Below are 25,342 nucleotides of genomic sequence, written 5' to 3'. Positions count from 1 at the left end.
TGGCGGCCTGCGGGTGCCGCCTACAGATCGACCGCCGCCTTGCCGCAGCCATAAAGCGCTGCGTGCTCATGGGCATGTGCGGCGTGCTCGAATTCCAGCGTGGAATGGCCGATCCCGAACCGATGATCCAGCATCGCCTTGATCTCGGCCTTGACGGCCTCCTGCCGGGGCCAGGCGTCGGCGGTCAGGACGATATGGCCGTCCAGCGACGTGCTGTGTTCCTGCATCTGCCAGAAATGCACATGGTGCAGGTCCTGCACCCCGTCGATGCCCCGGATCGCCGCGATCACCTCGTCATTGTCGATGCCTGCCGGGCTGCCCAGCATCAGCGTTCGGATCGGGCTGCCGATCTCGGTCAGGGCCAGGTACAGGATATAGCCCGCGATGCCGATGGTGATCAGCGGGTCCACGATTCGCCAGTCATACAGCAGGATCAGCGCGCCCCCCACCATCACCGCGACCGAGGCCAGCGCATCCGACAGGTTGTGCAGGAACAGCGCCCGGATGTTCACGCTGTCCTTTTGCATCGCATAGGTCAGCACCGCCGTCAGCGTATCCACGATCAGCGCCACACCGGCCAGAATCACCACCGTCCAGCCCGCCACTTCGGGCGGCTCGATCAGGCGCATCGCCCCCTCGTAGATCAGGAAAAACCCCACAAGGATCAGCGTGGTGTAATTGATCAGCGCCGCCACGATCTCGATCCGGCCATAGCCGAAGGTCATCGCCCGGTCCGCAGGTTTGCGTGAAATCTTGCGCGCGGCAAAGGCGATCACCAGCGCCGCCATGTCCGACAGGTTGTGCATGGCGTCCGCCACCAGCGCCAGACTGCCCGACAGGATGCCGCCGACGATCTGTGCCACGGTCAGCAATCCGTTGGCCCAGATCGCAAGGCTGACGCGCCGGTCGCCGCTGGCCGGGTCCAGATGGGCATGGCCGTGGTGGTCGTGGCCCCCGTGATGATCATGCGCCATGATGGTCCCTTTCCCGCACCCCGCCGCGCGCCGTCAATCCAGCACGACGATCCCGCTGTGTTTGCACTTGTGCTCGGGTTCCACATGGATCGTGACCTGCGCCCCGTCAATGGCGTGCTGCAGCGCCGCCTCCAGCCGGTCGCAGATCTCATGAGCGTCGAACACGCTCATTTCTCCGGGAACCACCAGGTGAAACTCGATAAAGGTGGCGCGCCCGGCATGGCGCGTGCGCAGGTCATGCGCCTCCACGGCCCCGCCGCCATGTTCGGAAATCACCTCGCGGATGCGGCTCAGGTCCTCGTCCGGCACCGCCTCGTCCATCAGCCCGCTCAGCGATTGCGCGATCACCTTCCAGCCCGACCACAGGATATTGACCGCCACCAGCGTCGCCATCAGCGGGTCCAGCACCCACCAGCCGGTGATCAGCGCCAGCACGATCCCCACCGCCACGCCGCCAGATGTCACCACATCGGTGAACAGGTGCCATCCATCCGCCACCAAAGCGGGCGAACGCAGCCTGCCGCCGCGCCGTATCAGTATCCACGCCCAGATCCCGTTGATCGCCGTCGCGCCCCCGTTCAGCAACAGCCCCTCGACCGGGGCGGTGATGCTGCGCGGCGCGGTGAACCCGTGATAGGCCTCTTTCAGGATCAGCAGCGCGGCGATCACGATCATCACGCCTTCCAGGACGGCACTGAAAAATTCGGCCTTGTGATGCCCGAACGGGTGGGTCGCATCCGCCGGTTTGGCCGCCACCTGGATCGCCACCAGCGCGGCAATCGCCGTGGCCACGTTCACCGTGCTTTCCAGGGCGTCCGACAACAGCGCGACCGATCCCGTCAGCCACCACGCCAGCGCCTTCAGCGCCAGCACCAGCGCACCGACGATCAGGCTGCCCACGGCAAGTTTCAGGGTGGCTGACATGCGGGGTCTCCGGGTGGCGCCTGCGAACTCTCTGGATAAAGAACTGCGCCGGAATGCTCAACCCGAAGCGGGCGGTCCTGCGCCATCCCCGCCCAAAAGAAAACCCCCCGCGCCGGACGGGCGCGGGGACGAAGGACGGAAATCCGCGCGGATCAGTCCCAGCCGACCTCGTTGAAAATCGTCTGTGCGGTTTTCGCATTGTCGCCGAATACCGCCGTGCTGGTGGTGGTGTCGGGGATGAACATGCCCAGGCGGGCGGTGTCTTCATCCAGTGCCACGCCGCTGACGGCGGGGTATTCGTTGTTCTGCCCGGCAAAATGCTGTTGCGCGAACTCGGTGGTGAAGAACTCCAGCAGCTTGTCGGCCTCTTCCGCATTGGGCGCATTGGCCGTCTTGGCTGCCGTGGACAGGTTCACATGCGCGCCCCGGCCGCTCTGGTTGGGCCAGACGAAACCGATATTGTCGATGCCGTCGGTCAGGCCGTCGACATTCTGTTCGAACCCGCGCAGGAAGTAATAGTGGTTGGCCACCGCCACGTCGCACTCGCCCGAGACGATGCCGCGCAACTGGTCGGTGTCGCCGCCCTGCGGCGCGCGCGCCATGTTTCCGACCACACCGGCGGCCCATTCCTTGGCGGCGTCTTCGCCATTCGCGTCGATCAGCGAGGCCAGCAGCGACTGGTTGTAGATGTTCGAGGACGAACGGATACAAACCTTGCCCTTCCACTCGGGCGCGGCCAGGTCTTCATAGGTGCGCGGCGGGTTTTCAACGCGGTCCTTGGCGTAGAAAATGATGCGCGCGCGCTGCGACACGCCGAACCACTGGTTCTCGGGGTCGCGCAGATGCGGCGGCACGCGGGATTCGATCACGTCCGAGGAAAACGCCTGCAGGATGCCTGCCTCCTCGGCGCGGCCCACGCGGCCCACATCCACGGTCAGCAGCACGTCGGCGGGGCTGTTGTCGCCCTCGGCCTGAATGCGCGCGATCAGCTCGTCGGCCTTGGCCTCGATCCGGTTCACGGTGATCCCGGTGCGGCTGGTGAATTCGTCGAACAGCGCGTCGTCGGAATCGTAGTGACGGCTGGAATAGACGTTGACCTCCTGCGCAAGGGCCGGTGCGGCCATGGCCGAAAGGGCAAGCGCCGCGATTAGGCTGCGGGGGGCTGTAAATGTCATGTCAGACTCATCCTTTTATTCTGACGAAATTGATAGGGTATCCCTACCTATTTCCGACAAAAACAGTCAAGACGAAAATTGATCGGCGTTTCCCGGTTTCGCATCAGCTTCGCCGTGAGGTCAGATCACCCACGGGCGCTGGCCCGCCCGATGGCTGCGGCTCCGGTGGTCAGGGCAAAGATAAACGCCGCGATGCACACGATGGTCGGCCCCGTTGGCGTGTCCAGCGCAAAGGACACCGGCAAACCGCCCACGGCGGCCCCCGCCGCCAGAACCGTGGCGATCAGCGCCATGCGCTCGGGCGTGTGGGCCATCGGGCGTGCGGCGGCGGCGGGCACGATCAGCATCGCCGCGATCAGCAACACGCCCACCACCTTGATCGCCACCGCCACCACCAGGGCCAGGGCCAGTGTCAGGCCCAGTTGCTCGCGCCGCGGGTCGATTCCGCTGGCTTGAGCCAGATCGGGGTTCAGCGTGGCCGTCAACAGCGCCTGCCAGCGCCACACCAACAGCCCCACCACGAGGGCCGCGCCGCCCCAGATCACCGCCAGATCGGTTTTCCCGACCGCCAGAATATCCCCGAACAGGTATCCCATCAGGTCGATCCGTACCCCTCGCAGGAACGACACCGCCACCAGCCCGAAGGCCAGCGCCGAATGCGCCAGAACCCCCAGCAGCGTGTCCATCGCATAGCCCCGCCCCGACAGGGTGGACACCGTCATCGCCATGATCAGCGCCATCACCAGCGCCCCGACAAAAACCGACACCCCGAACCCAAGGGCCAAAGCCACGCCAAGGATCGAGGCATGTGCCGTCGCATCCCCGAAATAGGCCATCCGTCGCCACACCACGAAACAGCCCAGCGGCGCGGCGGCCAGCGCCAGACCAAGCCCCGCCAGCGCCGCGCGCATCATGAAATCGTCCAGCATCATCATTGCGCCGCCTCATGGTCGTGATCGTGGGAATGGGCGCAGCCTTCGCCATCGTCATGCGCATGATCGTGCGTATGCCGATAAAGCGCCAGCGCGCCATGCGTTCCGCTGCCGAACAGGGCGCGGTATTCCTCGGCCTGTGCGACATGCTCGGGCTGGCCCTCGCAACAGATATGCCGGTTCAGGCAGATCACCCTGTCGCTGGCGCTCATCACCACATGCAGATCGTGGCTCACCATCAGCACCGCACAGCCGACTGATTGGCGCACCTCTTCGATCCGCTGATAGAACGCCGCCGATCCCGGTTGATCCAGCCCCTGCGTCGCCTCGTCCAGAATCAGCAGGTCGGGCGTGTTCATCAACGCCCGCGCCAGCAGAACCCGCTGAAACTGCCCGCCCGACAGGTTGGTCATCTGCCGCCCCGCCAGATCGGGCAGGCCCGCGCGTTCCAGTGCGTTGCGGATGGCAGCGCGCGGATGGCGCTGCGGCAGGTTCAGGAACCGCCCCACAGTCATCGGCAGGGTCGGGTCGATATGCAGCTTTTGCGGCACATAGCCGATCTTCAGGCCCGGAGCGTGGCTGACGCTGCCCTCGGTCGGTTTCACCGCGCCGATGATGGCCCGCAGCAACGTCGATTTACCCGACCCGTTGGGGCCGACGATGGTGACGATCTCGCCGCGCTCGATGGCGAAATCCACATGCTCCAGAATGCGCGTGCCGCCGATCTGCACGCCCAGCCCTTCGGTCCTGATCAGGCTCATGCGCGGGCTCCGGCGCAGCGGGGGCACAGGCCCACGGCCTCGACCACCGCCTGTTCCACGACGAAACCCGTTTCGCGCACCGCCTGCCCCAGAAATCCGCGCGCGGGGTCGGCATGGGCTTCGGCCACCGCATCGCAGGACCGGCAGATCAGAAAGGCGGGGGTATGATCCTCGCCCGGATGCATGCAGGCGACAAAGGCGTTCAGCCGCTCGATCTTGTGGGCGAATCCGTGGCTCACAAGGAAATCCAGCGCGCGATAGGCCACCGGCGGCTGCGATCCCATACCTTCTTCACGCAGGATGTCCAGAATTTCATAAGCGCCCATGGCGCGATGCCCTTCCAGCAGCAATTCCAGCACCCGGCGGCGCACCGGCGTCAGCTGCAATCCGCGTTCGGCGCAGCTTTGCTCGACCGCGTCCAGACCGGCGCGGATGCAACTGCTATGATCGTGGCGTTCGAATCCTATCGCGTCCATGCGGAGGGCCTCCCGGAATTTACGGCTTGATATGTTATATGGTTACATATATCAAGCGCCCGAAATGTTATATTATCACATGGAGCTTCCGATGCGCCTGCCATCCCTTTCCCTTGCCGCCCTGCTGTCCTGCGGCCTGCCCGCAATGGCCGAGGCCCCGCGCGTGGCCACAGACATCACGCCGGTCCAGTCGCTCGTGGCGCGTGTCATGCAGGGGGCAGGGGAGGCCGATGTGATCGTGCGCCCCGGCATGTCGCCCCACGGCTACGCCATGCGTCCGTCCGAGGCCCGCGCACTCGAACAGGCCGATCTGGTGATCTGGATGGGGGCCGACCTGACCCCGTGGATGGAACACGCGATCGAAACGCTGGCCGGGGATGCGGCGGTGATCACCTTGCTGGACAATCCCGAAACGCACATCCTGCCCACCCGCACCGGCGCGCGCTTCGAAGCCCACGATCACGGGGACCAAGATGAGCATGATCACGAAGGCGACGATCACGCCGACGACCATGCCGATCACGATGATCACGACGATCATGCACATGACGGCGACGCGCACGACCATGCCGACGACCATGACGATCACGCCGACGACCACGGTGACCACGACGATCACGATGGCCATGCACATGACGGCACAGACCCGCATGCCTGGCTCGATCCGCAGAACGGCGAACGCTGGCTGGGCCTGATCGCGGCGGAGCTTTCCGTGCTCGATCCCGAAAATGCCGCGCTCTACACCGCCAATGCCAAAGAGGCCAGGGCCGAACTCGCCGCGCTGAGCAGCGATATCACCGCGCAACTGGCGCCGCTCGGGGATCGTCCCTTCCTGGTATTCCATGACGCCTACCAGTATTTCGAAACCCGTTTCGGTCTCGCCGCGGCAGGGGCGGTTTCGCTCAGCGACGCCTCCGATCCCGGCCCGGCGCGCCTGACCGAACTGCGCACCCTTGTCGACGAGGCAAACATCGTCTGCGCCTTTGCCGAACCGCAGTTCAATACCGCGATCCTCGAAAACGTCTTCGCCGGCGACCTGCGCATCGGGCAGCTCGATCCGCTGGGCCTCGATCATCCGGTGGGTCCGGGGCTCTACCCGGCCCTCCTGCGCGACATGGCGGATGCGATGACCGATTGCCTGTCCGATCTGGGCTGATCCCCCGTTGCAGTTCTCCTTGCAGTGGCATTTGGTGCGAAACGCAGCGTCAAACTTGCGTGACGCGCCAAAGCTGACCATGGTGATCGGCAGGGAACGATACGGCCCGTCCTTGGGCCGTTCTTCGGGAGGAGACTGCAATGACATTTGCCTCGCGGCAGGATGCGCTTGATATTCAGAATGAAATGCCGTGGGAGTCGCGCGACCATCCCGCCACGCTCTACCAGATGCTGCGCGACACGGTCGAGGCCTTCCCCGACCGCCCCGCGATCAGCTATCAACTGCTCTCAGGCGCGACCGATCCGTCGCAAACCCTGACCTGGCAACAGTTCCACGAACAGGTGTGCCGCGCCGCCAACATGTTCCGCGATCTCAGGATTCGCGAAACCGACGTGGTCGCGCTGATCCTGCCCAACACGCTGGAAACCGCCATCGCCACCATCGGCGCGGCCATCGCCGGGATCGTCAACCCGATCAACCCGCTGCTCGAACCCGAACAGATCGGCGCGATCCTGCGCGAAACCGACGCCCGCGTCGTGGTCACGCTCAAGGCGTTCCCGAAAACCGACATCGCTCAGAAAACCGCCGAGGCCGTGCGCCACGCCCCGCATGTCCACACGGTTCTGGAAATCGACCTCAACCGTTACCTCAGCCCGCCCAAAAGCTGGATCGTCCCGCTGATCCGCCCGAAAAATCCCGGCAATCACCACGCCGATGTCAAATGCTTCAACAAGGAAATGCGCAAATACCCGATCACGCTCGGCTTTGACGACGGCGGGCAGGATCGCGTGGCGGCCTATTTCCACACCGGCGGCACCACCGGCATGCCCAAGGTGGCGCAGCACCGCTATTCCGGCATGGTCTATAACGGCTGGCTGGGGCATCAGTTGCTGTTCACCGAACATGACAGCGTGATGTGCCCGCTGCCGCTGTTTCACGTCTTTGCCTGCCACGTCATCCTGATGGCGATGATCAAATCCGGGGCGCATGTGGTGTTCCCCACGCCTGCGGGCTATCGCGGCGACGGGGTGATCGACAATTTCTGGAAGCTGCTGGAACGCTGGAAAACCACCTTTGTCATCACCGTGCCCACCGCCGTGTCGGCGCTGATGCAGCGCAAGGTGAATGCCGATATCTCGACCGTGAAAAACGCCTTTTCCGGCTCGGCCCCGATGCCGCTGGAACTGTTCAACCGCTTCGAATCCGCCACCGGCATGACCGTCATCGAAGGCTACGGCCTGACCGAGGCCACCTGCCTCGTGTCCTGCAACCCGCCCGAGGGCGAGAAAAAGGTCGGCTCGGTCGGGGTGCCGTTCCCCTATACCGATGTGCGCATCTACAAGACCGACGAAAGCGGCGGACCAGTCGAATGCGCCGTGGACGAGGTGGGCGAAATCTGCATTTCAAATCCGGGCGTCTATGCCGGCAACACCTATACCGAAACCGCCAAGAACGCCGATCTCTATTTCCACGAGAAATACCTGCGCACCGGCGATCTGGGCCGGATCGACCCCGACGGCTATCTCTGGATCACGGGCCGCGCCAAGGATCTGATCATTCGCGGCGGCCACAACATCGACCCCGCCGATATAGAAGAGGCGCTGATGGCGCATCACGATGTCGCCATCGCGGGCGCCATCGGTCAGCCGGATGCCTATTCCGGCGAACTGCCCTGCGTCTATGTGGAACTGGTCGAGGGCGGCACCGCCACCGCCGAGGAATTGCTGGCCCATTGCAAGACCCATGTGCATGAGCGCGCGGCCATCCCCAAACATGTCGAAATCCTCGACGAACTGCCCAAGACGGCGGTGGGCAAGGTCTTCAAACCCGACCTGCGCAAACTGGCGATCACCCGCATCTACAACGCCGCGCTGGACGAGGCGGGCATCGCCGCCCGTGTCAGCCACGTGATCGATTCCAAGAAGCGCGGCCTCGTCGCGCAACTGGAGAAAACCGGCGAGGTCGATGAAGAACAACTCGGCCACGTCCTCGGCCAGTTCACCCGCCCCTGGGAATGGGCCGACAACCCGGAAACCGAGGCCGCGTGACCCCATTCCCGGGGCCGGGGGCCAGCCCCCCGGATCGCTCGGGATAGTCCAACACGGCAAAAGCCGGGACCCGCATGTTTCTTCTTGCCGGAAATATCCCGGATGAGTCGCGCAGCGCGCGACGGAGGCAGCGCCCCCTGATCCTGTGCCGGACAAAGAAAAACCCCGGCCGCGCATTGGCGGGCCGGGGCCTGTTCATCACCGCTTGAAACGGATCAGCTCACGTCTTTATAGCTGATTTCCTTCTGGTTTTCGCCCACGCGGCCACGGCGCACCAGCAGCCGGTTCAGCGCGTTCACATAGGCCTTGGCCGAGGCGACCACCGTATCGGTATCCGCCGACTGCCCCGTTGCGATATTGCCCTCTTCCTCCAGGCGCACCGAAACCGTGGCCTGCGCGTCGGTGCCTTCGGTCACCGCATGCACCTGATAGAGCGACAGATGCGCGTCATTGGGGTGCAACTCGCGCACCGCCCTGAAGGTCGCGTCCACCGGGCCGTCGCCCGATTGTTTCGCGGTCTTTTCCACTCCGTCGATGCTCATGACCAGTTCGGCCTCGGCGGGGCCGCCTGTGCCGCAGACCACGCGCAGCGACTTTACGATCAGCCGGTCGCTGGCCTCGTCCTCGCCCGCACGCATCAGCGCGATCAGGTCTTCGTCATAGACTTCCTTCTTGCGGTCGGCCAGGTCCTTGAAGCGCACGAACATGTCGTTCAACTGGTTGTCGGCCAGTTCGTAGCCCAGGTCCTTCAGCTTCGCGCGCAGCGCGGCGCGGCCCGAATGCTTGCCCATGACGATATTGGTCTCGGTCAGGCCCACATCCTCGGGGCGCATGATCTCGAAGGTCTCGGCGTTCTTCAGCATCCCGTCCTGATGGATGCCCGATTCATGGGCGAATGCGTTCTTGCCGACGATCGCCTTGTTGTACTGCACCGGAAAGCCCGACACCGTCGCCACGCGGCGGCTGATATTCATGATCTTGCGGCTGTCGACCCCGGTATAGAACGGCATGATGTCGCCCCGCACCTTCAGGGCCATCACCACCTCTTCCAGCGCCGTGTTGCCCGCACGCTCGCCCAGCCCGTTGATCGTGCATTCGATCTGGCGCGCGCCCCCCGCAACGGCGGCCAGCGCGTTGGCCGTGGCCATGCCCAGATCGTTATGGCAATGGGTGGCAAACACCACCTCGTCCCCGCCGGGCACCTCTTCGATCAGGCGGCGGATCAGATCGGCGCTTTCGACCGGGGCGGTATAGCCCACCGTATCGGGGATGTTGATCGTGGTGGCACCCGCCTTGATGGCGATCTCGACCACCCGTTTCAGATACTCCCATTCGGTGCGCGTCGCATCCATCGGCGACCACTGCACGTTGTCGCAAAGGTTGCGCGCGTGCGTCACCGTTTCATGGATGCGCTCGGCCATTTCGTCCTGTGTCAGGTTGGGAATGGCGCGGTGCAGCGGAGAGGTGCCGATAAAGGTGTGGATGCGCGGCGAATTGGCGTGTTTGATCGCCTCCCAGCAGCGGTCGATATCCTTGAGATTGGCGCGCGCCAGCCCGCAGATCGTGGCGTCCTTCGATTGCTGTGCAATCTCGGAAACGGCGCGAAAATCGCCTTCGGAGGCGATGGGGAACCCCGCCTCGATGATATCGACGCCCATGTCGTCCAGCAGGCCGGCGATTTCCAGCTTCTCTTCGTGAGTCATGGTCGCGCCGGGGGATTGTTCGCCATCGCGCAACGTGGTGTCGAAAATCACGACGCGGTCCTTGTTCGCCTCGGGCGATACGTCTTTGGTTTGATCAGTCATGTCGGAACTCGTTTCTTGTCCTAAGCCATTGGCGCGAAAGCAGGCACATCCTCTGAGCGGTCGCGCCGGAACGGCACGCTCAGAGGCGGCTTAGGAGTAGCAGAGCCGAAACGCAACCCGCGGGGCGGGGCGCTTGCGTAATCGCGATATGGGTCTGCTTCGTCATGGCGCGCAGTATAGGAACGCGCCGCGCCGTTGAAAACCCCGAAATTCACGCGCCGCTCAAATGACGACCAGATCATAGTGTCTGATCTGTCGCGCGGCGACCAGTTCGGCCTCGTCCGGGGCGATGTGCGGGCTGGTGTAATCCTCGCCGACAAAGGCCCTGAGACTGTCCAGATCGCGCCAGATCATGACAAAACTGAACTCCTGCGGGCTGTCTGGCCGCGCCGCGCCGGGCAGGACATCGACAATCCCTTCGGTGTTTCTCATCAGCGGAATGGCGGTGTCGTGAAAGAACCGGCTGAATTCGCCCTCCTTGCCAGGATGGGTCGTGACCTGAAAAATTCGCATGATCATTGCGTGTTCCCCCTTGTGCTGCGGGGCCGGGCGTCCGGCCCGTGGGGGAAGTATAGCACATGGGCAAACCTGGCCGCCTTGGCCAGGCGGGCGCGCGCATCAGGCGGTGATCAACTTGTAGTGCGGATCACTCCGCTGTGCTGTCGCTTGTGCTGTCCGCAGGTGTTTCGGGAGGGGCGGACTCTTCGGTCGCGTCATCCCCGGCGGGTGCGGTTTCGGTCTGATCGGCCAGCGCGCCGTTGTCCCATGTGCCGCTGGCCTCTTCCCCGGTGGCATAGCGCATGGTGCCCTCGCCCTGCCGCTTGCCGTTCAGGAAGGTGCCCTCGTAGACATCGCCATTGGTGTAAGTGGCCACGCCTTGCCCCGAGATTTCGCCGTTTTCCCACGCGCCGTCATAGACGAACCCGTCGGGCATGGTGATCTTGCCCTGTCCGTGGCGCTGGCCTTCCCGGAACTGGCCCTCGTAGACCGTGCCATCGGGATAGGTCGCTGTGCCCATGCCGTGACGCTGACCGTCCTGCCATTGCCCTTCGTAGCGATAGCCATCGGCATAGGTCATCACGCCAAAGCCCTCGTTGCGGGCATTCACGAACTCGCCTTCATAGACCACGCCGTTGGGGTAGGTGGCCTTGCCCTGTCCGTCGATCACGCCGCCGGCCCAGTCGCCCTCATAGGTCGAGCCGTCGGGATAGGTGATCGCGCCCTGCCCATTGGCCAGGTCGTCGCGGAACTGCCCCTCGTAAACCGAGCCGTCGGGATAAGTCACCTTGCCCTGACCGGAAATCTTGCCGGCGTCCCACGACCCTTCGTAATGATAGCCATCGGTGCCGGTGAACGTGCCTTGCCCGTGGCGGCGGTCGTCCGTGAACTGGCCTTCGTAGACATCGCCGTTTTCATAGGTGACCTTGCCTTGCCCTTCCCGGCGCCCGGCCACGAGCTGACCTTCGTAGACATCGCCATTAGGCTGGGTCAGCCGGCCCTCGCCGTCGATCTGGCCCTCTTTCCAGAGCCCCTCGTAAATCAGCCCGTCCGGCATGGTCAGCTTGCCCTGACCGTGGCGCGCCCCGCGCAGAACCTCGCCCTCATAGACCGCGCCGTCGGGATAGGTGATGCTCGCCATGCCCTCCTTGACGCCGTTCACCCAGTCGCCTTCGTAGACATAGCCGCCGGGGCTTTCCATCCGGCCCTTGCCGTGATGCATCGCGTTGCGGAATCCACCCTCGTAGCGCACGCCGTTGGCATAGACGGCCACGCCCTGGCCGGTGATCTTGCCATCCACCCACTCGCCCTCGTAGGTGCCGCCATCGGCGAAAACGATGCGGCCCACGCCCTCGGGCTTGCCCTTGGCGAACTCGCCCTCATAGACCGATCCGTTGGGAAAACGCGCCACGCCCTCGCCGCGAATCTCGCCATCGACCCACTGGCCGGAATATTCGTACCCGTTGGGCAGGGTATAGGTGCCGGTGCCGTGCTGCAGGCCGTTGCGGAACGTGCCCTCGTAGATGCCGCCATCGTCGTATTGCTTGGTGCGCACCTCGTCGTCCTGGGCCTGCGCGGCCCCGCCCAGCATGATGGCGACAAGGATGATTCTGCCCAGTGAAACGTTCATGTCTGCCCCTGATCCCCGGCTTGCCCGCGCCTTTGCGGGTGCTTGTGAAATCTAGTGGAGCCTCGCCGCAGTGACAACGGGTTTTGCCCAAATCGGCTTTCCCTCGCGCAACGATCTGCTAAATCTGGCTTGAAATTCAAACAAGAGGCACCCCATGGCCGACCGGTTTCGCCTGACCCTGGCGCAATTGAATCCCACGATGGGCGATCTGAAAGGCAACGCCGCGCTGGCGCGCAAGGCCTGGGCCGAGGGCCGCGCCGCCGGGGCCAATCTGGTGGCCCTGCCCGAGATGTTCATCACCGGCTACAACACCCAGGACCTGGTGATGAAACCCGCCTTTCAGGCCGACGCCATCGCCGAAATCGAGGCGCTGGCGCGCGACTGCGCTGACGGGCCCGCGTTGGCCATCGGCGGCCCTGCGCTGGAAGGGGTGGAGCTTTATAACGCCTATTATATCCTTCAGGGCGGCAAGATTGCCGCGCGGGTGTTCAAGCATCACCTGCCCAACGAAACCGTGTTCGACGAAAAGCGCATCTACGCCTCGGGCGACGTGACCGGCCCCTATGCGGTTGACGGTCTGCGCATCGGCAGCCCGATCTGCGAGGACAGCTGGTTCGAGGATGTGGCCGAAACCCTGGCCGAAACCGGGGCCGAGATCCTGCTGGTGCCCAACGGCTCGCCCTATTACCACAGCAAGGTTTCGTACCGGCATCAATTGATGGTCGCCCGCGTGGTCGAAACCGGCCTGCCGCTGATCTATCTCAACCTCGTTGGCGGGCAGGACGATCAGGTGTTCGACGGGGGCACCTTCGCGCTCAATCCGGGGGGCGAACTGGCCCTGCAAATGCCCTTGATGCAGGAAGACATCGTGCATCTCGACCTGATCCGCACCGACGGCGGCTGGCGTTTCGAAAAGGGCGATCTGGCCCCGATCCCCGAGACCACCGAACAGGATTACCACGCCATGGTGCTGGCCCTGCGCGATTATCTGCGCAAGGCGGGATTTTCCAAGGTTCTGCTGGGCCTTTCCGGCGGGATCGATTCGGCGCTGGTGGCCACGGTTGCCGCCGATGCGCTGGGCGCGGACAACCTGCGCTGCGTGATGCTGCCCTCGGAATACACCTCGGACGCCTCGCTGGAAGACGCCAGGGCGCTGGCCGAAAACCTTGGCTGCCGGTACGATTTCGTGCCCATCGCGCAAGGGCGGCAGGCGATCACCGACACGCTTGCGCCGCTGTTCGATGGCATGAAACCCGACGTGACCGAGGAAAACATCCAGTCCCGCCTGCGCGGGCTGTTGCTCATGGCGATTTCCAACAAATTCGGTGAGATGCTTTTGACCACCGGCAACAAATCCGAGGTCGCGGTGGGCTACGCCACCATCTACGGCGATATGTCGGGCGGGTATAACCCGCTGAAGGATATGTATAAAACCCGCGTGTTCGAGACCTGCCGCTGGCGCAACGCCAATCACCGCGACTGGATGGAAGGACCGGCGGGGCAGGTCATCCCGCAGCGCATCATCGACCGTCCGCCAAGTGCTGAACTGGCCCCCGATCAGCGCGACGAAGACAGCCTGCCCCCCTATGAGGTGCTGGATGGCATCCTCGACATTCTCGTCGATCAGGACGGGTCCATCGCCGATTGCGTCGCCGCCGGGTATGACCGGGCCGATGCCAAACGGGTGGAACACCTGCTTTATATCTCGGAATACAAACGCTTCCAGTCCGCCCCAGGTACGCGCCTGTCCAAACGCGCCTTCTGGCTCGACCGGCGCTATCCCATCGTCAATCGGTGGCGGGACGACAGCGGGAACTGACCGTTTTGCCGGAAGGTCAGCCAGTGTTACGCTCCCGCCATTGACACGATCCAAGGGAGATTTCCAATGACCCGTTTCTTTCCCGCGCTGGCCGCGCTTGCGCTTGCCACGCCCCTTGCCGCCGCCGATCTGGCCGACCGCTACACCGCCATGGGCACCATGACCGCGCAGATTGGCGGTGACACGCTCGATCTGGTGATTCCCTACGACACCGAAAAAGAGCGCGGCTCTGCCGAGCAGAAAATGATCATGGGCCAGTTCCTGACGATCAACGTCCTGGGGATGGCGGTGGATGAGGATGGCGAACCGGGGCGTCCGATGCTTCAGGTCACGCTGCAAAAGCACATGGGGGGCATGAGGCTTTTGTCTGCCGAACTGTTCGACGATCAGGGCTACGACGCGCCGCTGGCCATGGGGGCCGATGGCGGCGCGGGCGAATTGTCCGAATTCACGATGGAGGGCGATACCGCCTCGGGTGTCGTGACGGGCGAAGTCCTGCGCCTGACGGGCTACACCTCCGAGCCGAAAGTGGCGGAGGGCGCCGCCCCGGTGCCCGCGCGCATCGAATGGCGCGTCGACCTGCCGCCGATGGAATGACGGGCCACAGATTCCGATCATATCGTCATCCATGTCGGCCTGCCGGGGGCGGGTCTGTGTGAGGGGCGCGTGGTTGCATCGGTCTCTGGCTGGGTGTCTCTCGCATGTTGCAGCCAGTGAACCGTACTCGGATTAAGCCGGGGTAAACGTGGCGTGCTTTTTTCGCAGGTTATGCGGATGCGTTCATGATGGACGCAAATCTGAAAGAATGGCCGGTATTTCGTACAAAACCCATGTCCATTTTGTACGTTTTGTACAAAACGCCGTTCACTCCCACCAGCGGTCGATGCTGGCGATGTCGGCATCGGACCAGCCGAAATGATGGGCGAATTCGTGAACAGTGACATGGGCCACCAGCCTGGCGATCCCGATATCCCCCCGATCGCGCCATTCGGCCAGGATCGGCTGTCGGAACAGCCAGACGGTATCGGGTGCAAGCGGCTGATCCATATAGGATTTCTGTGTCACCGGGATGCCTTCGTAGAGCCCCGTCAGGGTTAGCGGGTCGTGCAGCCCCAGTTCCTCCAGCATGTCGCGCGCAGGCCATTCCTCCACCCGCAGCGCCACCTCCCGCGCGGCGGGCCGGAACGGCGCAGGCAGGCCCGCAACCGTGTCGCGGGCCATGTGGTATATCTCATCGAGGCTGGGGTCAGGAGCGTTCATTTCCGTGAAGTAAGTATTTGTATGGAAAAGACAAACCCCATCCCTCAGCGTTCCATCATCAACTGGTAACTGGCGGGAACATAGCGAAATCCGTCCCCCTTCGCCTCGACATATCCCAGTCCCGGCCATGGCATGTGATACCCGATGAACGGAATCCCGTCCGAGGCCAACATGTCCAGAATCCTGCGCCGTGTCGTGGCGGCGGCGGCCTTGTCCATGTCGAACTTCACCTCCCAGTCCGGGTACCCCAGAGACCAGACATAATGGTTGGCAAAATCCGCCGCTACCAGCAGTTGCTCCCCGTCGCTTTCGATCATATAGGTCATGTGTCCCGGCGTGTGCCCGAAGGCTTCCATCCCGGTGATGCCGGGGGCCACGCTGTCGCCGTCCGCGATCATGCTCATCTGTTCATGCAAAGGTTTAACTTTGGTCTCGAACCCGTTGTTATCCATGGAAGACCATGCGTCGTATTCAACCGCACCGGTGACATAGCGCGCATTGGGAAACGTCGCAGTTTCCCCGGTCATCAACCCGCCGATATGGTCGCCATGCATATGGGTGATCACCACCACGTCGATCTGATCGGGGGTGTACCCGGCCTCGGCTAGGGCCGCCGTGGTGGCGTCGGCGCTCAGCCCGGTATCGAAAAGGACCAACTCGCTGCCGGTGTTCACGATGGTGGGCGTGAAAAAGAACTGCGCCGCATCGGTCGGGATGCGCGCCGCGTCGGATGCGTTGGCAAATTCCTCGGGGCCGACATTCATGCCAAAAATGGTTTGCGGGTCAGGCACGGTGCGCGTTCCCGCCAGAATGGTCGTCACCTCGAAACCGCCCAGGGTCACACGATTGAACCGCGAAGCGCCCACCCCCAGCATCGGGGCGGCGGCATTCGCCATGCGAGCTCCGGCGGCGGCGATGGGCAGTGCTGCTGCCGAGGCGATTAGGCCGCGGCGGGTTAATCTTGTATCGGTCATGGTAAGCCTCCTGTGTCTGATCATGTTTGGACCAATTCTAGTGCAAACGATCCTGAAACTGTCTGTCATAACGGGATTGTGAGGTGGCGCGCGTGTTTGCGCGCCGTTGTCCGGCCAGCCGGAAGATGTGTCCGGTGTGTCATGGAGCCGGTGCAAAATCTGGACAAACGCGTGCGGCTGTGACATGGCGCAGGCGAACCAGGAGAGACCCATGACCACCACCCGTTTCGCCCCGTCGCCCACCGGCTATATCCATGTGGGCAATCTGCGTACCGCACTGATGAACTATCTCATCGCCCGCAAGGCCGGCGGCACCTTCATCCTGCGCATCGACGACACCGACCCGGAGCGCTCGAAAGAGGAATACGTCGATGCGATCAAGCAGGACCTCGAGTGGTTGGGCCTGCACTGGGATCGGGTCGAACGACAGTCCGAGCGGCTGGACCGCTATGCCGAGGCCGCCGACAAGCTGCGCGAACTGGGGCGGTTCTATGAGGCATTCGAGACGCCCACCGAACTGGATCTCAAGCGCAAGAAGCAGCTCAATATGGGAAAACCGCCTGTCTATGACCGCGCGGCATTGGCCTTGTCCGACGAGGAAAAGGATGCGCTGCGGGCCGAGCGCGGCGATGGTGTGTGGCGCTTCAAGCTGGATCAGGAGCGGATCGAGTGGAAGGATGGAATCCTTGACGATATCTCGATTGACGCGGCCAGCGTCAGCGACCCGGTTCTGATCCGGGGCGACGGGCAGGTTCTCTATACGCTGGCCTCGGTCGTGGACGATACCGAAATGGGCGTGACCCATGTCGTGCGGGGCAGCGATCACGTGACCAACACCGCCACCCAGATCCAGATCATCGAGGCGCTTGGCGGCACCGTGCCCGAGTTCGCGCATCATTCGCTGTTGACCGGGCCGCAGGGGGAATCGCTGTCGAAACGCCTGGGGGTTCTCAGCCTGCGCGACCTGCGGGCACAGGGGATCGAGCCGATGGCGTTGCTCAGCCTGATGGCGCGGCTCGGGTCGGCCGATCCGGTCGAGTTGCGCACCAGCATGGACGAGTTGATCGAAGGGTTCGACATCACCCGTTTCGGCGCGGCACCGACGAAATTCGACGTCAATGACCTGTTCCCACTGACCGCCCGCCTGCTGCATGAGCGCAGCTATGACGAGGTCAGGGATGAAATCGCGCGCGTCGGCGTCCCCGCCGACCTGGCCGAGCGGTTCTGGACGGTCACCCGTGAAAACGTCACCACGCTCAACGACCTGCCGGGCTGGTGGGTGATGTTCCGTGACGGGGCCGAGCCCGTGATCGAGGACGAGGATCGCGAGTTCATTGCTCAGGCTATGGAATTGCTGCCCGAAGGCCCGTTTGACGATAGTACCTGGTCGGACTGGACGGCGCGGGTCAAGGAGGTGACGGGGCGTAAGGGCAAGGGTCTGTTCATGCCGTTGCGCAAGGCGCTGACCGGGCAAAGCCACGGACCCGACATGGGGCAGGTTCTGCCGCTTTTGCAGACGATCAAGGCGCGGGGCTGACGCCGGAGCCAGCGACCGCCTGGCTTCAGGTGTCCTCTCGCAGGCTTGCCCGCTCGATGGGCAGGGCCAAGGCCTTGTCCGCATAGGCGCGGGCGCGCCCGGCCATGTCACGCGCGGCCTGCGCCAGGTCCGCGTTCGTGCATTTGCTTAGCGCATCGAGCGCGTCGAGCAGGCGATTGACCACCTCGAGCATGCCCGCGCCGTCGCGGGCAATGCTGCCAAAGGCTTTTTCGATCAGGTCTTCGGGCAACGTGTCGGGAATGAAGATGCGGTCGAATTGCGGCGGGTCTTCACTGACCGGGGTATTGTTCCAATCCCACAGCAGGCGTTGTTGCCGGGCAATGACGTCGATCGCGGTGCCGGGGTCGTTGATGCCCGGAGACAGTGCGCGCGATGCGATTTCCGACAGAACAAGCAAACCGTAGGTGGCATCCTGTTCAAAAGTGCGCGTATCGGAAATGGTGAGGCAGTTTTGCACTGTCTCGCGCTGCGTTTCGGTCAGGCCCGCGGCATAGGCGACAGGACGCCCCCGAAGGAGGAGGCTCCCCGGTGCGGCATGGAAAAATATCCGCGCTTCGCCATCCCCCAGGGCAGAGCTCAGCCGGGGCAGGTCGATAAATTGCAGGAACCCCGAACGGGGCGCATCGACGGGCTCGGCATCCTCCGGAATGATGGTTTCAGATGTCAGCGGCTGTGCGCACAGGGCCGGGGCCCTGCGTGTCTGCATGAGGCTGTCGCGCGCCGCAGTCTCGGTTGCACGCACGCTGGTATCCATGCTGCCAAGGTCGCTCAGGTGGTCGATCCAACGGAGCATGGCCAGGATCACCAGCACCACGACCACCACCGTGAACGCCAGGACCGTTACGGCGGCTCCGGGGCCGTGCAATTGCGCCTTGAACAGGATGATCGAGGTCAGGGCATAGACGAATGCGCCGATGAAAGTCGCCAGGACGGTTTGGGTCGTGGTGTCGGCCAGAAGGATACGATGCACGCGCGGGGTCGCCTGCGAGGCCGCCGCATTATGGGCCGAGACCATGACATTCAGCGAAAAGGTGCTGACCGCCAGCATGCTGGAGGCCAGGATCGTCAGGATCGGCATGACCGCTTCGGGAGTGAAGCGCTGGCTCAGCGAGGCGGGGATCATGTTTTCAAGCAGAATGGCAGCAGCCGATGCGACAATGGCCAGCAACGCCATCAATGCGACGCGCACCCATAGCAGCCTGCTGAGGCGCAGGAGCATGAGGATGGTTTTGGATGCTGTCTTGATTTTCATACTGCGCCCCCGGTTGGGATTCACCATGCCCCAAGGGTGCTGTGCGGTCCAGTCTGCAGATGGCTGTCAGCGGTGCAGGATGCGGATACTTCGGGCGCGCAACTGATCGTCCACAAAGCCGCGTTCGTCACGGGTCAGCCGTTGGTGACGCGGATAGGCGGGATCGGCGCGGTCATCCAGAACCGGAGTGTCCCAGCCATCGGTGGTGTCGAAGAACCGGATGGCCCCTTGTTCGCCAAATTCGCGCAGGTATCCCTGAACAACCACGTCGATATAGCTGAGCAATGCAGGATGAGATTCAGCCGGTGTGCCGTGACGGCCGGAGGGGATGGCATAGACGGCGATCTGCGGATCATGGGGCAGGGCATGGCGTATCTGATGGGCGGCGGGAACCCTGTCATAGGCACGTTCACGTTCGTCCAGTGCCGCCCAATCCTGTCCGGGTACCGGCGCGATCAGCCCGTCGATCTCGCTTTGGTCATCGGGCACCACTGTCAGGAACGCGACCGGGCGCAACATGGTATGCCGCCACACGCGCCGCCATCCGCGCAAGGTGGCGCAATGGGTTTCGGCAAAGGTATGGGTGTCGCGGTTCACGAGGCTGCCGTAACCAAAGAAATATGCATGTTGCATGTATGTTATTTTGCGGCCCCCTTGATCTAAGTCATGTATTCAAGGCTGTTTTGCCGTCACGATGGCTGAAGTTCAAGCAAACGGGCCGTTATCTCATGCGTATTACCAAGCGTACCAACATCGCAATTCGTGTTCTCATGTTCTGTGGCGCCAATGCCGACCGTCTGGTTACCAAGTCTGAAATTGCGGCCTGTTGCAACACCTCGGAAAGCCATCTGGCGCAGGTCATCAACCGATTGGCTCAACTGGGTTTTCTGCATACGCAACGCGGGCGCAGCGGAGGGATCACCCTGGCGCGGCCGATGAACGAGATCGTGATCGGCGACGTGTTTCGCCAGCTTGAGGCGAATGTCCCGATTGCCGAGTGTTTTGCCGATGTGGACAATACATGCCCGCTGGTCGATTTCTGCCGCCTGAAACTGGCCATCGCGGATGCGGCCGAGGCCTTTTACGCCCATCTCGACGAAATCCCGCTGAATGCGCTGGTTTGTGATAACGTCCAGCTTCTGGATGTATTCGTATCGCCACGGTGCATGAATCCCGCTTGAAGTCACGAAGCCGGTATACTAGCGTACTCATTATCTGATCGGGAGAACCGGTAAACCCGGTGCCGAAGGAGCAACCGCCCCGGAAACTCTCAGGCGACAAGGACCGATCGGATTTGAAAAACTCTGGAGAGTTCCCGGATCTGACCGGGACGCCGAAGGGATAGCGATCTCAGGCCAAAGGACAGAGGGGGCATCGTGGCGTGACCGGAACGGGTGCGCGGAACCGATGCCGGATTGATGTCACAGATCAAGCTGGCGCTGTTTGGGAGAAACCGAATGAGCGACGTCCTGAGCAAGACCCCTTTGCATGCGCTTCATGTGGAGTTGGGGGCCAAGATGGTCCCGTTCGCGGGATACGATATGCCCGTGCAATATGGCCTTGGCGTGATGAAGGAACATCAGCATACCCGCGCGGCGGCCGGCCTGTTCGATGTCAGCCATATGGGGCAAGTCATCGTGCGTGCCGAAGGCGGATACAAGGCCGTTGCGCAGGCGATGGAGGGGCTGGTGCCCGTCAGCCTTCTGGGACTGGCCGAGAACCGGCAGCGCTATGGATTTTTCACCAACGATCAGGGCGGCATTCTGGACGACCTGATGATGGCCAATCGCGGTGATCATCTGTTTGTCGTGGTCAACGCCGCCTGCAAGGCCGACGATATCGCGCATATGCGTGCGGGGTTGCCCGATTGCGCGGTCGAGGAAATCACCGACCGTGCTCTGCTGGCGCTTCAGGGGCCGCAGGCCGAGGCGGTTCTGGAAGAGATAGTGCCCGGCGTGCAAGCCCTGCGCTTCATGGATGTGGCTGTGATGGACAGCGCCTATGGCGAGATGTGGATTTCACGCTCGGGATATACGGGCGAGGACGGGTTCGAGATCTCGGTCGTTTCCGATCAGGCCGAAGCATTTGCCCGCGCCCTGCTGGCGCATGAGGCGGTTGAACCTATCGGCCTCGGTGCGCGTGACAGTCTGCGGCTGGAAGGGGGTCTGTGCCTTTATGGCCACGACATCGACACCACGACCACACCGGTCGAGGCCGGTCTGGCATGGGCCATCCAGAAGGTGCGCCGCGCGGGCGGGGATCGTGCCGGGGGCTTTCCTGGGGCCGACGTGATTCTGGGCCAGCTTGAGAGCGGCGCGCCGCGCAAACGCGTCGGGCTGCGCCCCGAGGGGCGCGCGCCGATGCGTGAGGGAACCCCGCTCTTTGCAGCGACCGAGGGGGGGGATCCTGTCGGCATCGTGACATCGGGCGCTTTCGGGCCGACCTTGGGTGCGCCGATGTCCATGGGGTATGTGCCGCATGAATTGTCTGAGACGGGCACCCCGTTGTACGGTGAGGTGCGCGGCAAGCGGATGCCTGTCACGGTGGCCGATTTGCCGTTCGTCCCGGCCAATTTCAAACGTTGAAAACCACATCAGACCAACAAGGAAGACAAAGATGAAATTCACCGAAGAACATGAATGGCTGCGCAGCGATGGCGATGTCGTGGTCGTTGGAATCACCGAACATGCCAGTGAGCAACTGGGCGATGTGGTATTCGTCGAATTGCCCGAAGTCGGAACGCAGGTGACCAAGGGCGACGAGGTCGTCGTCATCGAAAGCGTCAAGGCTGCCAGCGATATCATGGCTCCCATCGACGGCGAAATCACCGAGATCAACGAAGCCTTGGTCGACGAGCCCGGCAAGGTGAACGAAGACCCGTTGGGGGATGCGTGGTTCTTCAAGGTGAAACCGTCCGATGACGGCCAGATGGACGACTACATGGATGAAGACGCCTACAAGGACTTCATCGGTTAAATCACTTTGCCCGGCCTGCCCGTTGGGTGGGTCGGGTGCGAATTTCAAAGGGCTGTCCGCGTCTGCGGGGCGCTCTTTCGTCAGGACGAGGACATTCCATGCCTTTCAAACCCACCGATTACCTGCCCTATGATTTCGCCAATCGCCGCCATATCGGGCCATCGCCCGAGGAAATGGCCCAGATGCTCGAGGTGCTTGGCGTTGACAGTCTGGATGCGCTGATCGACGACACGGTTCCGAAATCCATCCGGCAAGACGCACCATTGGATTTTGGCAAGCCCAAATCGGAACGCGAATTGCTGCACCACATGCGCAAGGTCGCGGGTAAGAACAAGGTGCTGACCTCGTTGATCGGGCAGGGGTATCACGGCACGGTCACGCCGCCGGCGATTCAGCGGAACATCCTTGAAAACCCGGCGTGGTACACAGCTTATACGCCTTATCAGCCCGAAATCAGCCAGGGGCGGCTTGAGGCGCTGTTGAACTTTCAGACCATGGTCAGCGACCTGACCGGGCTGGAGATTGCCAATGCGTCGCTTCTGGATGAGGCAACCGCCGCAGCCGAGGCGATGACCATGGCGCAGCGCGTGGCCAAGACCAAGGTCAAGGCGTTCTTTGTCGATGAAAACTGCCACCCCCAGAACATCGCGGTGATGCAAACCCGTGCCGCGCCGCTGGATATCGAGGTAATCGTCGGAGCCCCCGAGGATCTGGAAGCCGACAAGGTGTTCGGGGCGATTTTCCAGTATCCCGGCACCTATGGCCACTTGCGTGATTTCACCGATGAAATGGCGGCTCTGCATGAACACAAGGCAATCGGGATCGTCATTGCCGATCCGCTGGCCTTGACCCTGCTGAAGGAACCGGGCGCCATGGGGGCCGACATCGCCGTTGGTTCGACGCAGCGTTTCGGTGTGCCGATGGGCTATGGCGGCCCGCACGCCGCCTATATCGCCACGAAGGACGATTACAAGCGCGCCCTGCCGGGCCGTATCGTGGGGGTCAGCGTGGACAGCCACGGCAACCGCGCCTATCGGCTGGCCCTGCAAACCCGCGAACAGCATATCCGCCGCGAAAAGGCCACGTCGAACGTCTGCACCGCGCAGGCGTTGCTGGCGGTCATGGCGTCGATGTATGCGGTATTCCACGGGCCCAAGGGCCTCAAGGCCATCGCGCAGCGCATTCATCGCAAGACCTTGCGTCTGGCCAAGGGGTTGGAGGCCGCAGGGTTCGAGGTGGAGCCCGATACCTTTTTTGATACAATCACCGTCGATGTCGGTCTGTTGCAGCGCGGGGTGTTGCAGGCCGCCGTGCGCGAAGGTGTGAACCTGCGTCGCGTTGGCGACACCAGGATCGGCATCACCTTGGACGAACGCACCCGTACCGCGACGATTGAAGCCGTCTGGCGTGCCTTCGGGATCATCATGGAAGACCGCGAGTTCACCTCGGATTACCGGATGCCCGATGCGTTGCTGCGCAGTTCGGATTACCTGACCCATCCGATTTTCCATATGAACCGCGCCGAAACCGAGATGATGCGCTATATGCGCCGTCTGGCCGATCGCGACCTGGCGCTGGATCGGGCGATGATCCCGCTTGGATCTTGTACGATGAAGCTGAACTCGGCCGCCGAGATGATGCCGGTGAGCTGGCGCGAGTTTTCATTGTTGCATCCCTTCGTGCCCGCCGATCAGGCGCAGGGCTATACCGAAATGATCGACGACCTCAGCGCCAAGCTGTGCGATATCACCGGCTATGCGGCGATCTCGATGCAGCCCAATTCGGGCGCGCAGGGAGAATATGCGGGGTTGCTGACGATCTCGGCCTATCACCGTGCCAATGGTGAGGGGCACCGCAAGATTTGCCTGATCCCGATGAGTGCGCATGGCACCAACCCGGCCAGCGCCCATATGGTGGGCTGGGACGTGGTTGCGGTGAAATCGGCGGCGAATGGCGATATCGACGTCGAGGATTTCCGCGCAAAGGCCGAAAAGCACTCCGAAAACCTGGCGGGCTGCATGATCACCTATCCCTCGACACATGGCGTGTTCGAGGAAACCGTGCGTGACGTCTGCGAGATCACGCATAACCATGGCGGACAGGTCTATATCGACGGGGCCAACATGAACGCCATGGTCGGATTGGCACGGCCCGGCGACGTGGGCGGTGACGTGAGTCACCTGAACCTGCACAAGACCTTCTGTATTCCGCATGGCGGCGGCGGCCCCGGCATGGGGCCCATCGGGGTCAAGGCGCATCTGGTTCCGCATCTGCCGGGCCATCCGGCGACCGGCGGCGAGCAGGGGCCGGTTTCGGCGGCGCCGTTCGGGTCACCGTCGCTGTTGCCGATTTCATGGGCGTATTGCCTGATGATGGGCGGCGAGGGGCTGACCCAAGCGACGCGCGTGGCGATCCTGAACGCCAACTACATCGCCAAGCGTCTGGAGGGGACCTACGACGTTCTCTACAAGGGGCCCACAGGTCATGTCGCGCATGAGTGCATTCTGGACACCCGACCGTTCGAGAAAAGCGCGGGCGTGACCGTGGATGACATCGCCAAACGGCTGGTCGATTGCGGGTTTCACGCGCCGACCATGAGCTTTCCGGTGGCCGGAACGCTGATGGTGGAGCCCACCGAATCCGAAACCAAAGCTGAACTGGACCGGTTCTGTGACGCGATGCTGGCGATCCGTGACGAGATACGCGATATCGAGGAGGGTCGTAGCGATAGCGAGAACAACCCGCTCAAGAACGCGCCGCATACCGTCGAAGATCTGGTCGGCGAATGGGAACGCCCCTACAGCCGTGAACAGGGCTGTTTCCCTCCGGGGGCTTTCCGGGTGGATAAATATTGGCCACCGGTCAACCGCGTGGACAATGTCTATGGTGATCGGCATCTGGTCTGCACCTGTCCCCCGATGGAAGACTATGCCGAGGCCGCCGAATAAGGGCGATTGTTTGCAATGAAGGAGGGGCGGCCATCTCGGCCGCCCCTTTTTTGCTGCTGAAAAGGGCTTTGTGAAAAGGGTTAGCTGATGAAATTAAACCGCAACCCGTTGATAGCTCGGACTACGTAACACCCGTGTGACCGAATTCTGATTGCCCTGGCGCTTTCGTGTTCATT

The 25,342-nt window shown here is 62.9% G+C and carries 22 protein-coding genes and 1 riboswitch; of the genes, 9 read left to right on the top strand and 13 right to left on the bottom strand.

Going from position 1 to position 25,342, the window contains the following annotated elements; translation table 11 throughout:
• Positions 1-20: 20 nt before the first annotated feature.
• The 6 genes from KPG71_RS02865 to KPG71_RS02840 form a co-directional block, all read right to left on the bottom strand.
• A complete protein-coding gene (locus KPG71_RS02865; RefSeq protein WP_216336615.1) occupies positions 21-974 on the bottom strand; it encodes a cation diffusion facilitator family transporter in 954 nt (317 codons plus the stop codon).
• Positions 975-1,007: 33 nt separating this feature from the next.
• On the bottom strand, positions 1,008-1,898 hold the full coding sequence (locus KPG71_RS02860) for a cation diffusion facilitator family transporter (RefSeq protein WP_216336614.1): 891 nt from the start codon (positions 1,896-1,898) through the stop codon (positions 1,008-1,010).
• Between the two features lie 152 nt (positions 1,899-2,050).
• Complete coding sequence (locus tag KPG71_RS02855) at positions 2,051-3,073, bottom strand: extracellular solute-binding protein (RefSeq protein WP_216336613.1); 1,023 nt, start codon at positions 3,071-3,073, stop codon at positions 2,051-2,053.
• 125 nt (positions 3,074-3,198) lie between these two features.
• Entirely contained in the window at positions 3,199-4,008 is an 810-nt protein-coding gene (locus KPG71_RS02850; RefSeq protein ID WP_216336612.1) for a metal ABC transporter permease, read from the bottom strand.
• Positions 4,005-4,766 (bottom strand): metal ABC transporter ATP-binding protein, encoded by a 762-nt coding sequence (locus tag KPG71_RS02845; RefSeq protein ID WP_216336611.1) that lies wholly within the window; start codon positions 4,764-4,766, stop codon positions 4,005-4,007. The genes KPG71_RS02850 and KPG71_RS02845 overlap by 4 nt, the downstream gene beginning before the upstream one ends.
• The gene (locus tag KPG71_RS02840; RefSeq protein ID WP_216336610.1) at positions 4,763-5,242 is read right to left on the bottom strand and encodes a transcriptional repressor; all 480 of its coding nucleotides are present in this window, start codon (positions 5,240-5,242) and stop codon (positions 4,763-4,765) included. Before KPG71_RS02840 ends, KPG71_RS02845 begins: the two co-directional genes overlap by 4 nt.
• 91 nt (positions 5,243-5,333) lie before the next feature.
• Between KPG71_RS02840 and KPG71_RS02835 the strand changes: the two genes are divergently transcribed.
• Together KPG71_RS02835 and KPG71_RS02830 are read left to right on the top strand one after the other, a co-directional pair.
• Positions 5,334-6,398 (top strand): zinc ABC transporter substrate-binding protein, encoded by a 1,065-nt coding sequence (locus KPG71_RS02835; protein WP_216336609.1) that lies wholly within the window; start codon positions 5,334-5,336, stop codon positions 6,396-6,398.
• A gap of 140 nt (positions 6,399-6,538) precedes the next feature.
• Positions 6,539-8,446: an acyl-CoA synthetase gene (locus KPG71_RS02830; protein WP_216336608.1), complete on the top strand. Its 1,908-nt coding sequence runs from the start codon at positions 6,539-6,541 to the stop codon at positions 8,444-8,446.
• Between the two features lie 215 nt (positions 8,447-8,661).
• Here the strand turns inward: KPG71_RS02830 and KPG71_RS02825 are convergent, their stop codons facing one another.
• From KPG71_RS02825 to KPG71_RS02815, 3 genes are all read right to left on the bottom strand, one after another.
• Entirely contained in the window at positions 8,662-10,251 is a 1,590-nt protein-coding gene (locus tag KPG71_RS02825; RefSeq protein WP_216336607.1) for a 2-isopropylmalate synthase, read from the bottom strand.
• Positions 10,252-10,473: 222 nt separating this feature from the next.
• A complete protein-coding gene (locus tag KPG71_RS02820; protein WP_216336606.1) occupies positions 10,474-10,770 on the bottom strand; it encodes an antibiotic biosynthesis monooxygenase in 297 nt (98 codons plus the stop codon).
• A 127-nt stretch (positions 10,771-10,897) separates the two neighbouring features.
• Positions 10,898-12,379 (bottom strand): MORN repeat-containing protein, encoded by a 1,482-nt coding sequence (locus KPG71_RS02815; RefSeq protein WP_216336605.1) that lies wholly within the window; start codon positions 12,377-12,379, stop codon positions 10,898-10,900.
• A 154-nt stretch (positions 12,380-12,533) separates the two neighbouring features.
• On the opposite strand from KPG71_RS02815, the gene KPG71_RS02810 reads away from it, so the two are divergent.
• Entirely contained in the window at positions 12,534-14,198 is a 1,665-nt protein-coding gene (locus KPG71_RS02810; protein ID WP_216336604.1) for an NAD+ synthase, read from the top strand.
• A 66-nt stretch (positions 14,199-14,264) separates the two neighbouring features.
• On the top strand, positions 14,265-14,795 hold the full coding sequence (locus KPG71_RS02805; protein WP_216336603.1) for a hypothetical protein: 531 nt from the start codon (positions 14,265-14,267) through the stop codon (positions 14,793-14,795).
• 267 nt (positions 14,796-15,062) lie between these two features.
• Here the strand turns inward: KPG71_RS02805 and KPG71_RS02800 are convergent, their stop codons facing one another.
• The gene (locus KPG71_RS02800; protein WP_216336602.1) at positions 15,063-15,458 is read right to left on the bottom strand and encodes a metallopeptidase family protein; all 396 of its coding nucleotides are present in this window, start codon (positions 15,456-15,458) and stop codon (positions 15,063-15,065) included.
• Between the two features lie 44 nt (positions 15,459-15,502).
• Positions 15,503-16,432: an MBL fold metallo-hydrolase gene (locus tag KPG71_RS02795; protein WP_216336601.1), complete on the bottom strand. Its 930-nt coding sequence runs from the start codon at positions 16,430-16,432 to the stop codon at positions 15,503-15,505.
• A gap of 211 nt (positions 16,433-16,643) precedes the next feature.
• Between KPG71_RS02795 and gltX the strand changes: the two genes are divergently transcribed.
• A complete protein-coding gene (gene gltX / locus KPG71_RS02790) occupies positions 16,644-17,969 on the top strand; it encodes a glutamate--tRNA ligase (protein WP_216336600.1) in 1,326 nt (441 codons plus the stop codon).
• Between the two features lie 25 nt (positions 17,970-17,994).
• Here the strand turns inward: gltX and KPG71_RS02785 are convergent, their stop codons facing one another.
• Together KPG71_RS02785 and KPG71_RS02780 are read right to left on the bottom strand one after the other, a co-directional pair.
• On the bottom strand, positions 17,995-19,242 hold the full coding sequence (locus KPG71_RS02785) for a DUF2254 domain-containing protein (RefSeq protein ID WP_216336599.1): 1,248 nt from the start codon (positions 19,240-19,242) through the stop codon (positions 17,995-17,997).
• Positions 19,243-19,308: 66 nt separating this feature from the next.
• Positions 19,309-19,875, bottom strand: a complete 567-nt coding sequence (locus KPG71_RS02780) for a gamma-glutamylcyclotransferase family protein (RefSeq protein ID WP_216336598.1) — start codon at positions 19,873-19,875, stop codon at positions 19,309-19,311.
• 95 nt (positions 19,876-19,970) lie between these two features.
• Between KPG71_RS02780 and KPG71_RS02775 the strand changes: the two genes are divergently transcribed.
• The 4 genes from KPG71_RS02775 to gcvP all read left to right on the top strand — a co-directional run bounded on the left by KPG71_RS02775 (position 19,971) and on the right by gcvP (position 25,166).
• Positions 19,971-20,423, top strand: coding sequence for an Rrf2 family transcriptional regulator (locus KPG71_RS02775; RefSeq protein WP_216336597.1), 453 nt, complete (start codon positions 19,971-19,973; stop codon positions 20,421-20,423).
• A gap of 29 nt (positions 20,424-20,452) precedes the next feature.
• A riboswitch (glycine riboswitch) is annotated at positions 20,453-20,539 on the top strand.
• 160 nt (positions 20,540-20,699) lie between these two features.
• Positions 20,700-21,827 (top strand): glycine cleavage system aminomethyltransferase GcvT, encoded by a 1,128-nt coding sequence (gene gcvT / locus KPG71_RS02770; protein WP_216336596.1) that lies wholly within the window; start codon positions 20,700-20,702, stop codon positions 21,825-21,827.
• Between the two features lie 31 nt (positions 21,828-21,858).
• Positions 21,859-22,218, top strand: coding sequence for a glycine cleavage system protein GcvH (gene gcvH, locus KPG71_RS02765; protein WP_073033351.1), 360 nt, complete (start codon positions 21,859-21,861; stop codon positions 22,216-22,218).
• Positions 22,219-22,316: 98 nt separating this feature from the next.
• A complete protein-coding gene (gene gcvP / locus KPG71_RS02760; RefSeq protein WP_216336595.1) occupies positions 22,317-25,166 on the top strand; it encodes an aminomethyl-transferring glycine dehydrogenase in 2,850 nt (949 codons plus the stop codon).
• Positions 25,167-25,342 lie beyond the last annotated feature (176 nt).

The organism is Roseovarius sp. PS-C2, from assembly GCF_018862045.1.
Classification (GTDB): domain Bacteria; phylum Pseudomonadota; class Alphaproteobacteria; order Rhodobacterales; family Rhodobacteraceae; genus Roseovarius.
This window is presented reverse-complemented; position numbering and strand designations above follow the sequence as displayed.

Excerpts from the sequence above, each read along its gene's own strand:
- KPG71_RS02865 (WP_216336615.1), bottom strand. The coding sequence starts at position 974 with ATGGCGCATGATCATCACGGGGGCCACGACCACCACGGCCATGCCCAT.
- KPG71_RS02860 (WP_216336614.1), bottom strand. The coding sequence starts at position 1,898 with ATGTCAGCCACCCTGAAACTTGCCGTGGGCAGCCTGATCGTCGGTGCG.
- KPG71_RS02855 (WP_216336613.1), bottom strand. The coding sequence starts at position 3,073 with ATGACATTTACAGCCCCCCGCAGCCTAATCGCGGCGCTTGCCCTTTCG.
- KPG71_RS02850 (WP_216336612.1), bottom strand. The coding sequence starts at position 4,008 with ATGATGATGCTGGACGATTTCATGATGCGCGCGGCGCTGGCGGGGCTT.
- KPG71_RS02845 (WP_216336611.1), bottom strand. The coding sequence starts at position 4,766 with ATGAGCCTGATCAGGACCGAAGGGCTGGGCGTGCAGATCGGCGGCACG.
- KPG71_RS02840 (WP_216336610.1), bottom strand. The coding sequence starts at position 5,242 with ATGGACGCGATAGGATTCGAACGCCACGATCATAGCAGTTGCATCCGC.
- KPG71_RS02835 (WP_216336609.1), top strand. The coding sequence starts at position 5,334 with ATGCGCCTGCCATCCCTTTCCCTTGCCGCCCTGCTGTCCTGCGGCCTG.
- KPG71_RS02830 (WP_216336608.1), top strand. The coding sequence starts at position 6,539 with ATGACATTTGCCTCGCGGCAGGATGCGCTTGATATTCAGAATGAAATG.
- KPG71_RS02825 (WP_216336607.1), bottom strand. The coding sequence starts at position 10,251 with ATGACTGATCAAACCAAAGACGTATCGCCCGAGGCGAACAAGGACCGC.
- KPG71_RS02820 (WP_216336606.1), bottom strand. The coding sequence starts at position 10,770 with ATGATCATGCGAATTTTTCAGGTCACGACCCATCCTGGCAAGGAGGGC.
- KPG71_RS02815 (WP_216336605.1), bottom strand. The coding sequence starts at position 12,379 with ATGAACGTTTCACTGGGCAGAATCATCCTTGTCGCCATCATGCTGGGC.
- KPG71_RS02810 (WP_216336604.1), top strand. The coding sequence starts at position 12,534 with ATGGCCGACCGGTTTCGCCTGACCCTGGCGCAATTGAATCCCACGATG.
- KPG71_RS02805 (WP_216336603.1), top strand. The coding sequence starts at position 14,265 with ATGACCCGTTTCTTTCCCGCGCTGGCCGCGCTTGCGCTTGCCACGCCC.
- KPG71_RS02800 (WP_216336602.1), bottom strand. The coding sequence starts at position 15,458 with ATGAACGCTCCTGACCCCAGCCTCGATGAGATATACCACATGGCCCGC.
- KPG71_RS02795 (WP_216336601.1), bottom strand. The coding sequence starts at position 16,432 with ATGACCGATACAAGATTAACCCGCCGCGGCCTAATCGCCTCGGCAGCA.
- gltX (WP_216336600.1), top strand. The coding sequence starts at position 16,644 with ATGACCACCACCCGTTTCGCCCCGTCGCCCACCGGCTATATCCATGTG.
- KPG71_RS02785 (WP_216336599.1), bottom strand. The coding sequence starts at position 19,242 with ATGAAAATCAAGACAGCATCCAAAACCATCCTCATGCTCCTGCGCCTC.
- KPG71_RS02780 (WP_216336598.1), bottom strand. The coding sequence starts at position 19,875 with ATGCAACATGCATATTTCTTTGGTTACGGCAGCCTCGTGAACCGCGAC.
- KPG71_RS02775 (WP_216336597.1), top strand. The coding sequence starts at position 19,971 with ATGCGTATTACCAAGCGTACCAACATCGCAATTCGTGTTCTCATGTTC.
- gcvT (WP_216336596.1), top strand. The coding sequence starts at position 20,700 with ATGAGCGACGTCCTGAGCAAGACCCCTTTGCATGCGCTTCATGTGGAG.
- gcvH (WP_073033351.1), top strand. The coding sequence starts at position 21,859 with ATGAAATTCACCGAAGAACATGAATGGCTGCGCAGCGATGGCGATGTC.
- gcvP (WP_216336595.1), top strand. The coding sequence starts at position 22,317 with ATGCCTTTCAAACCCACCGATTACCTGCCCTATGATTTCGCCAATCGC.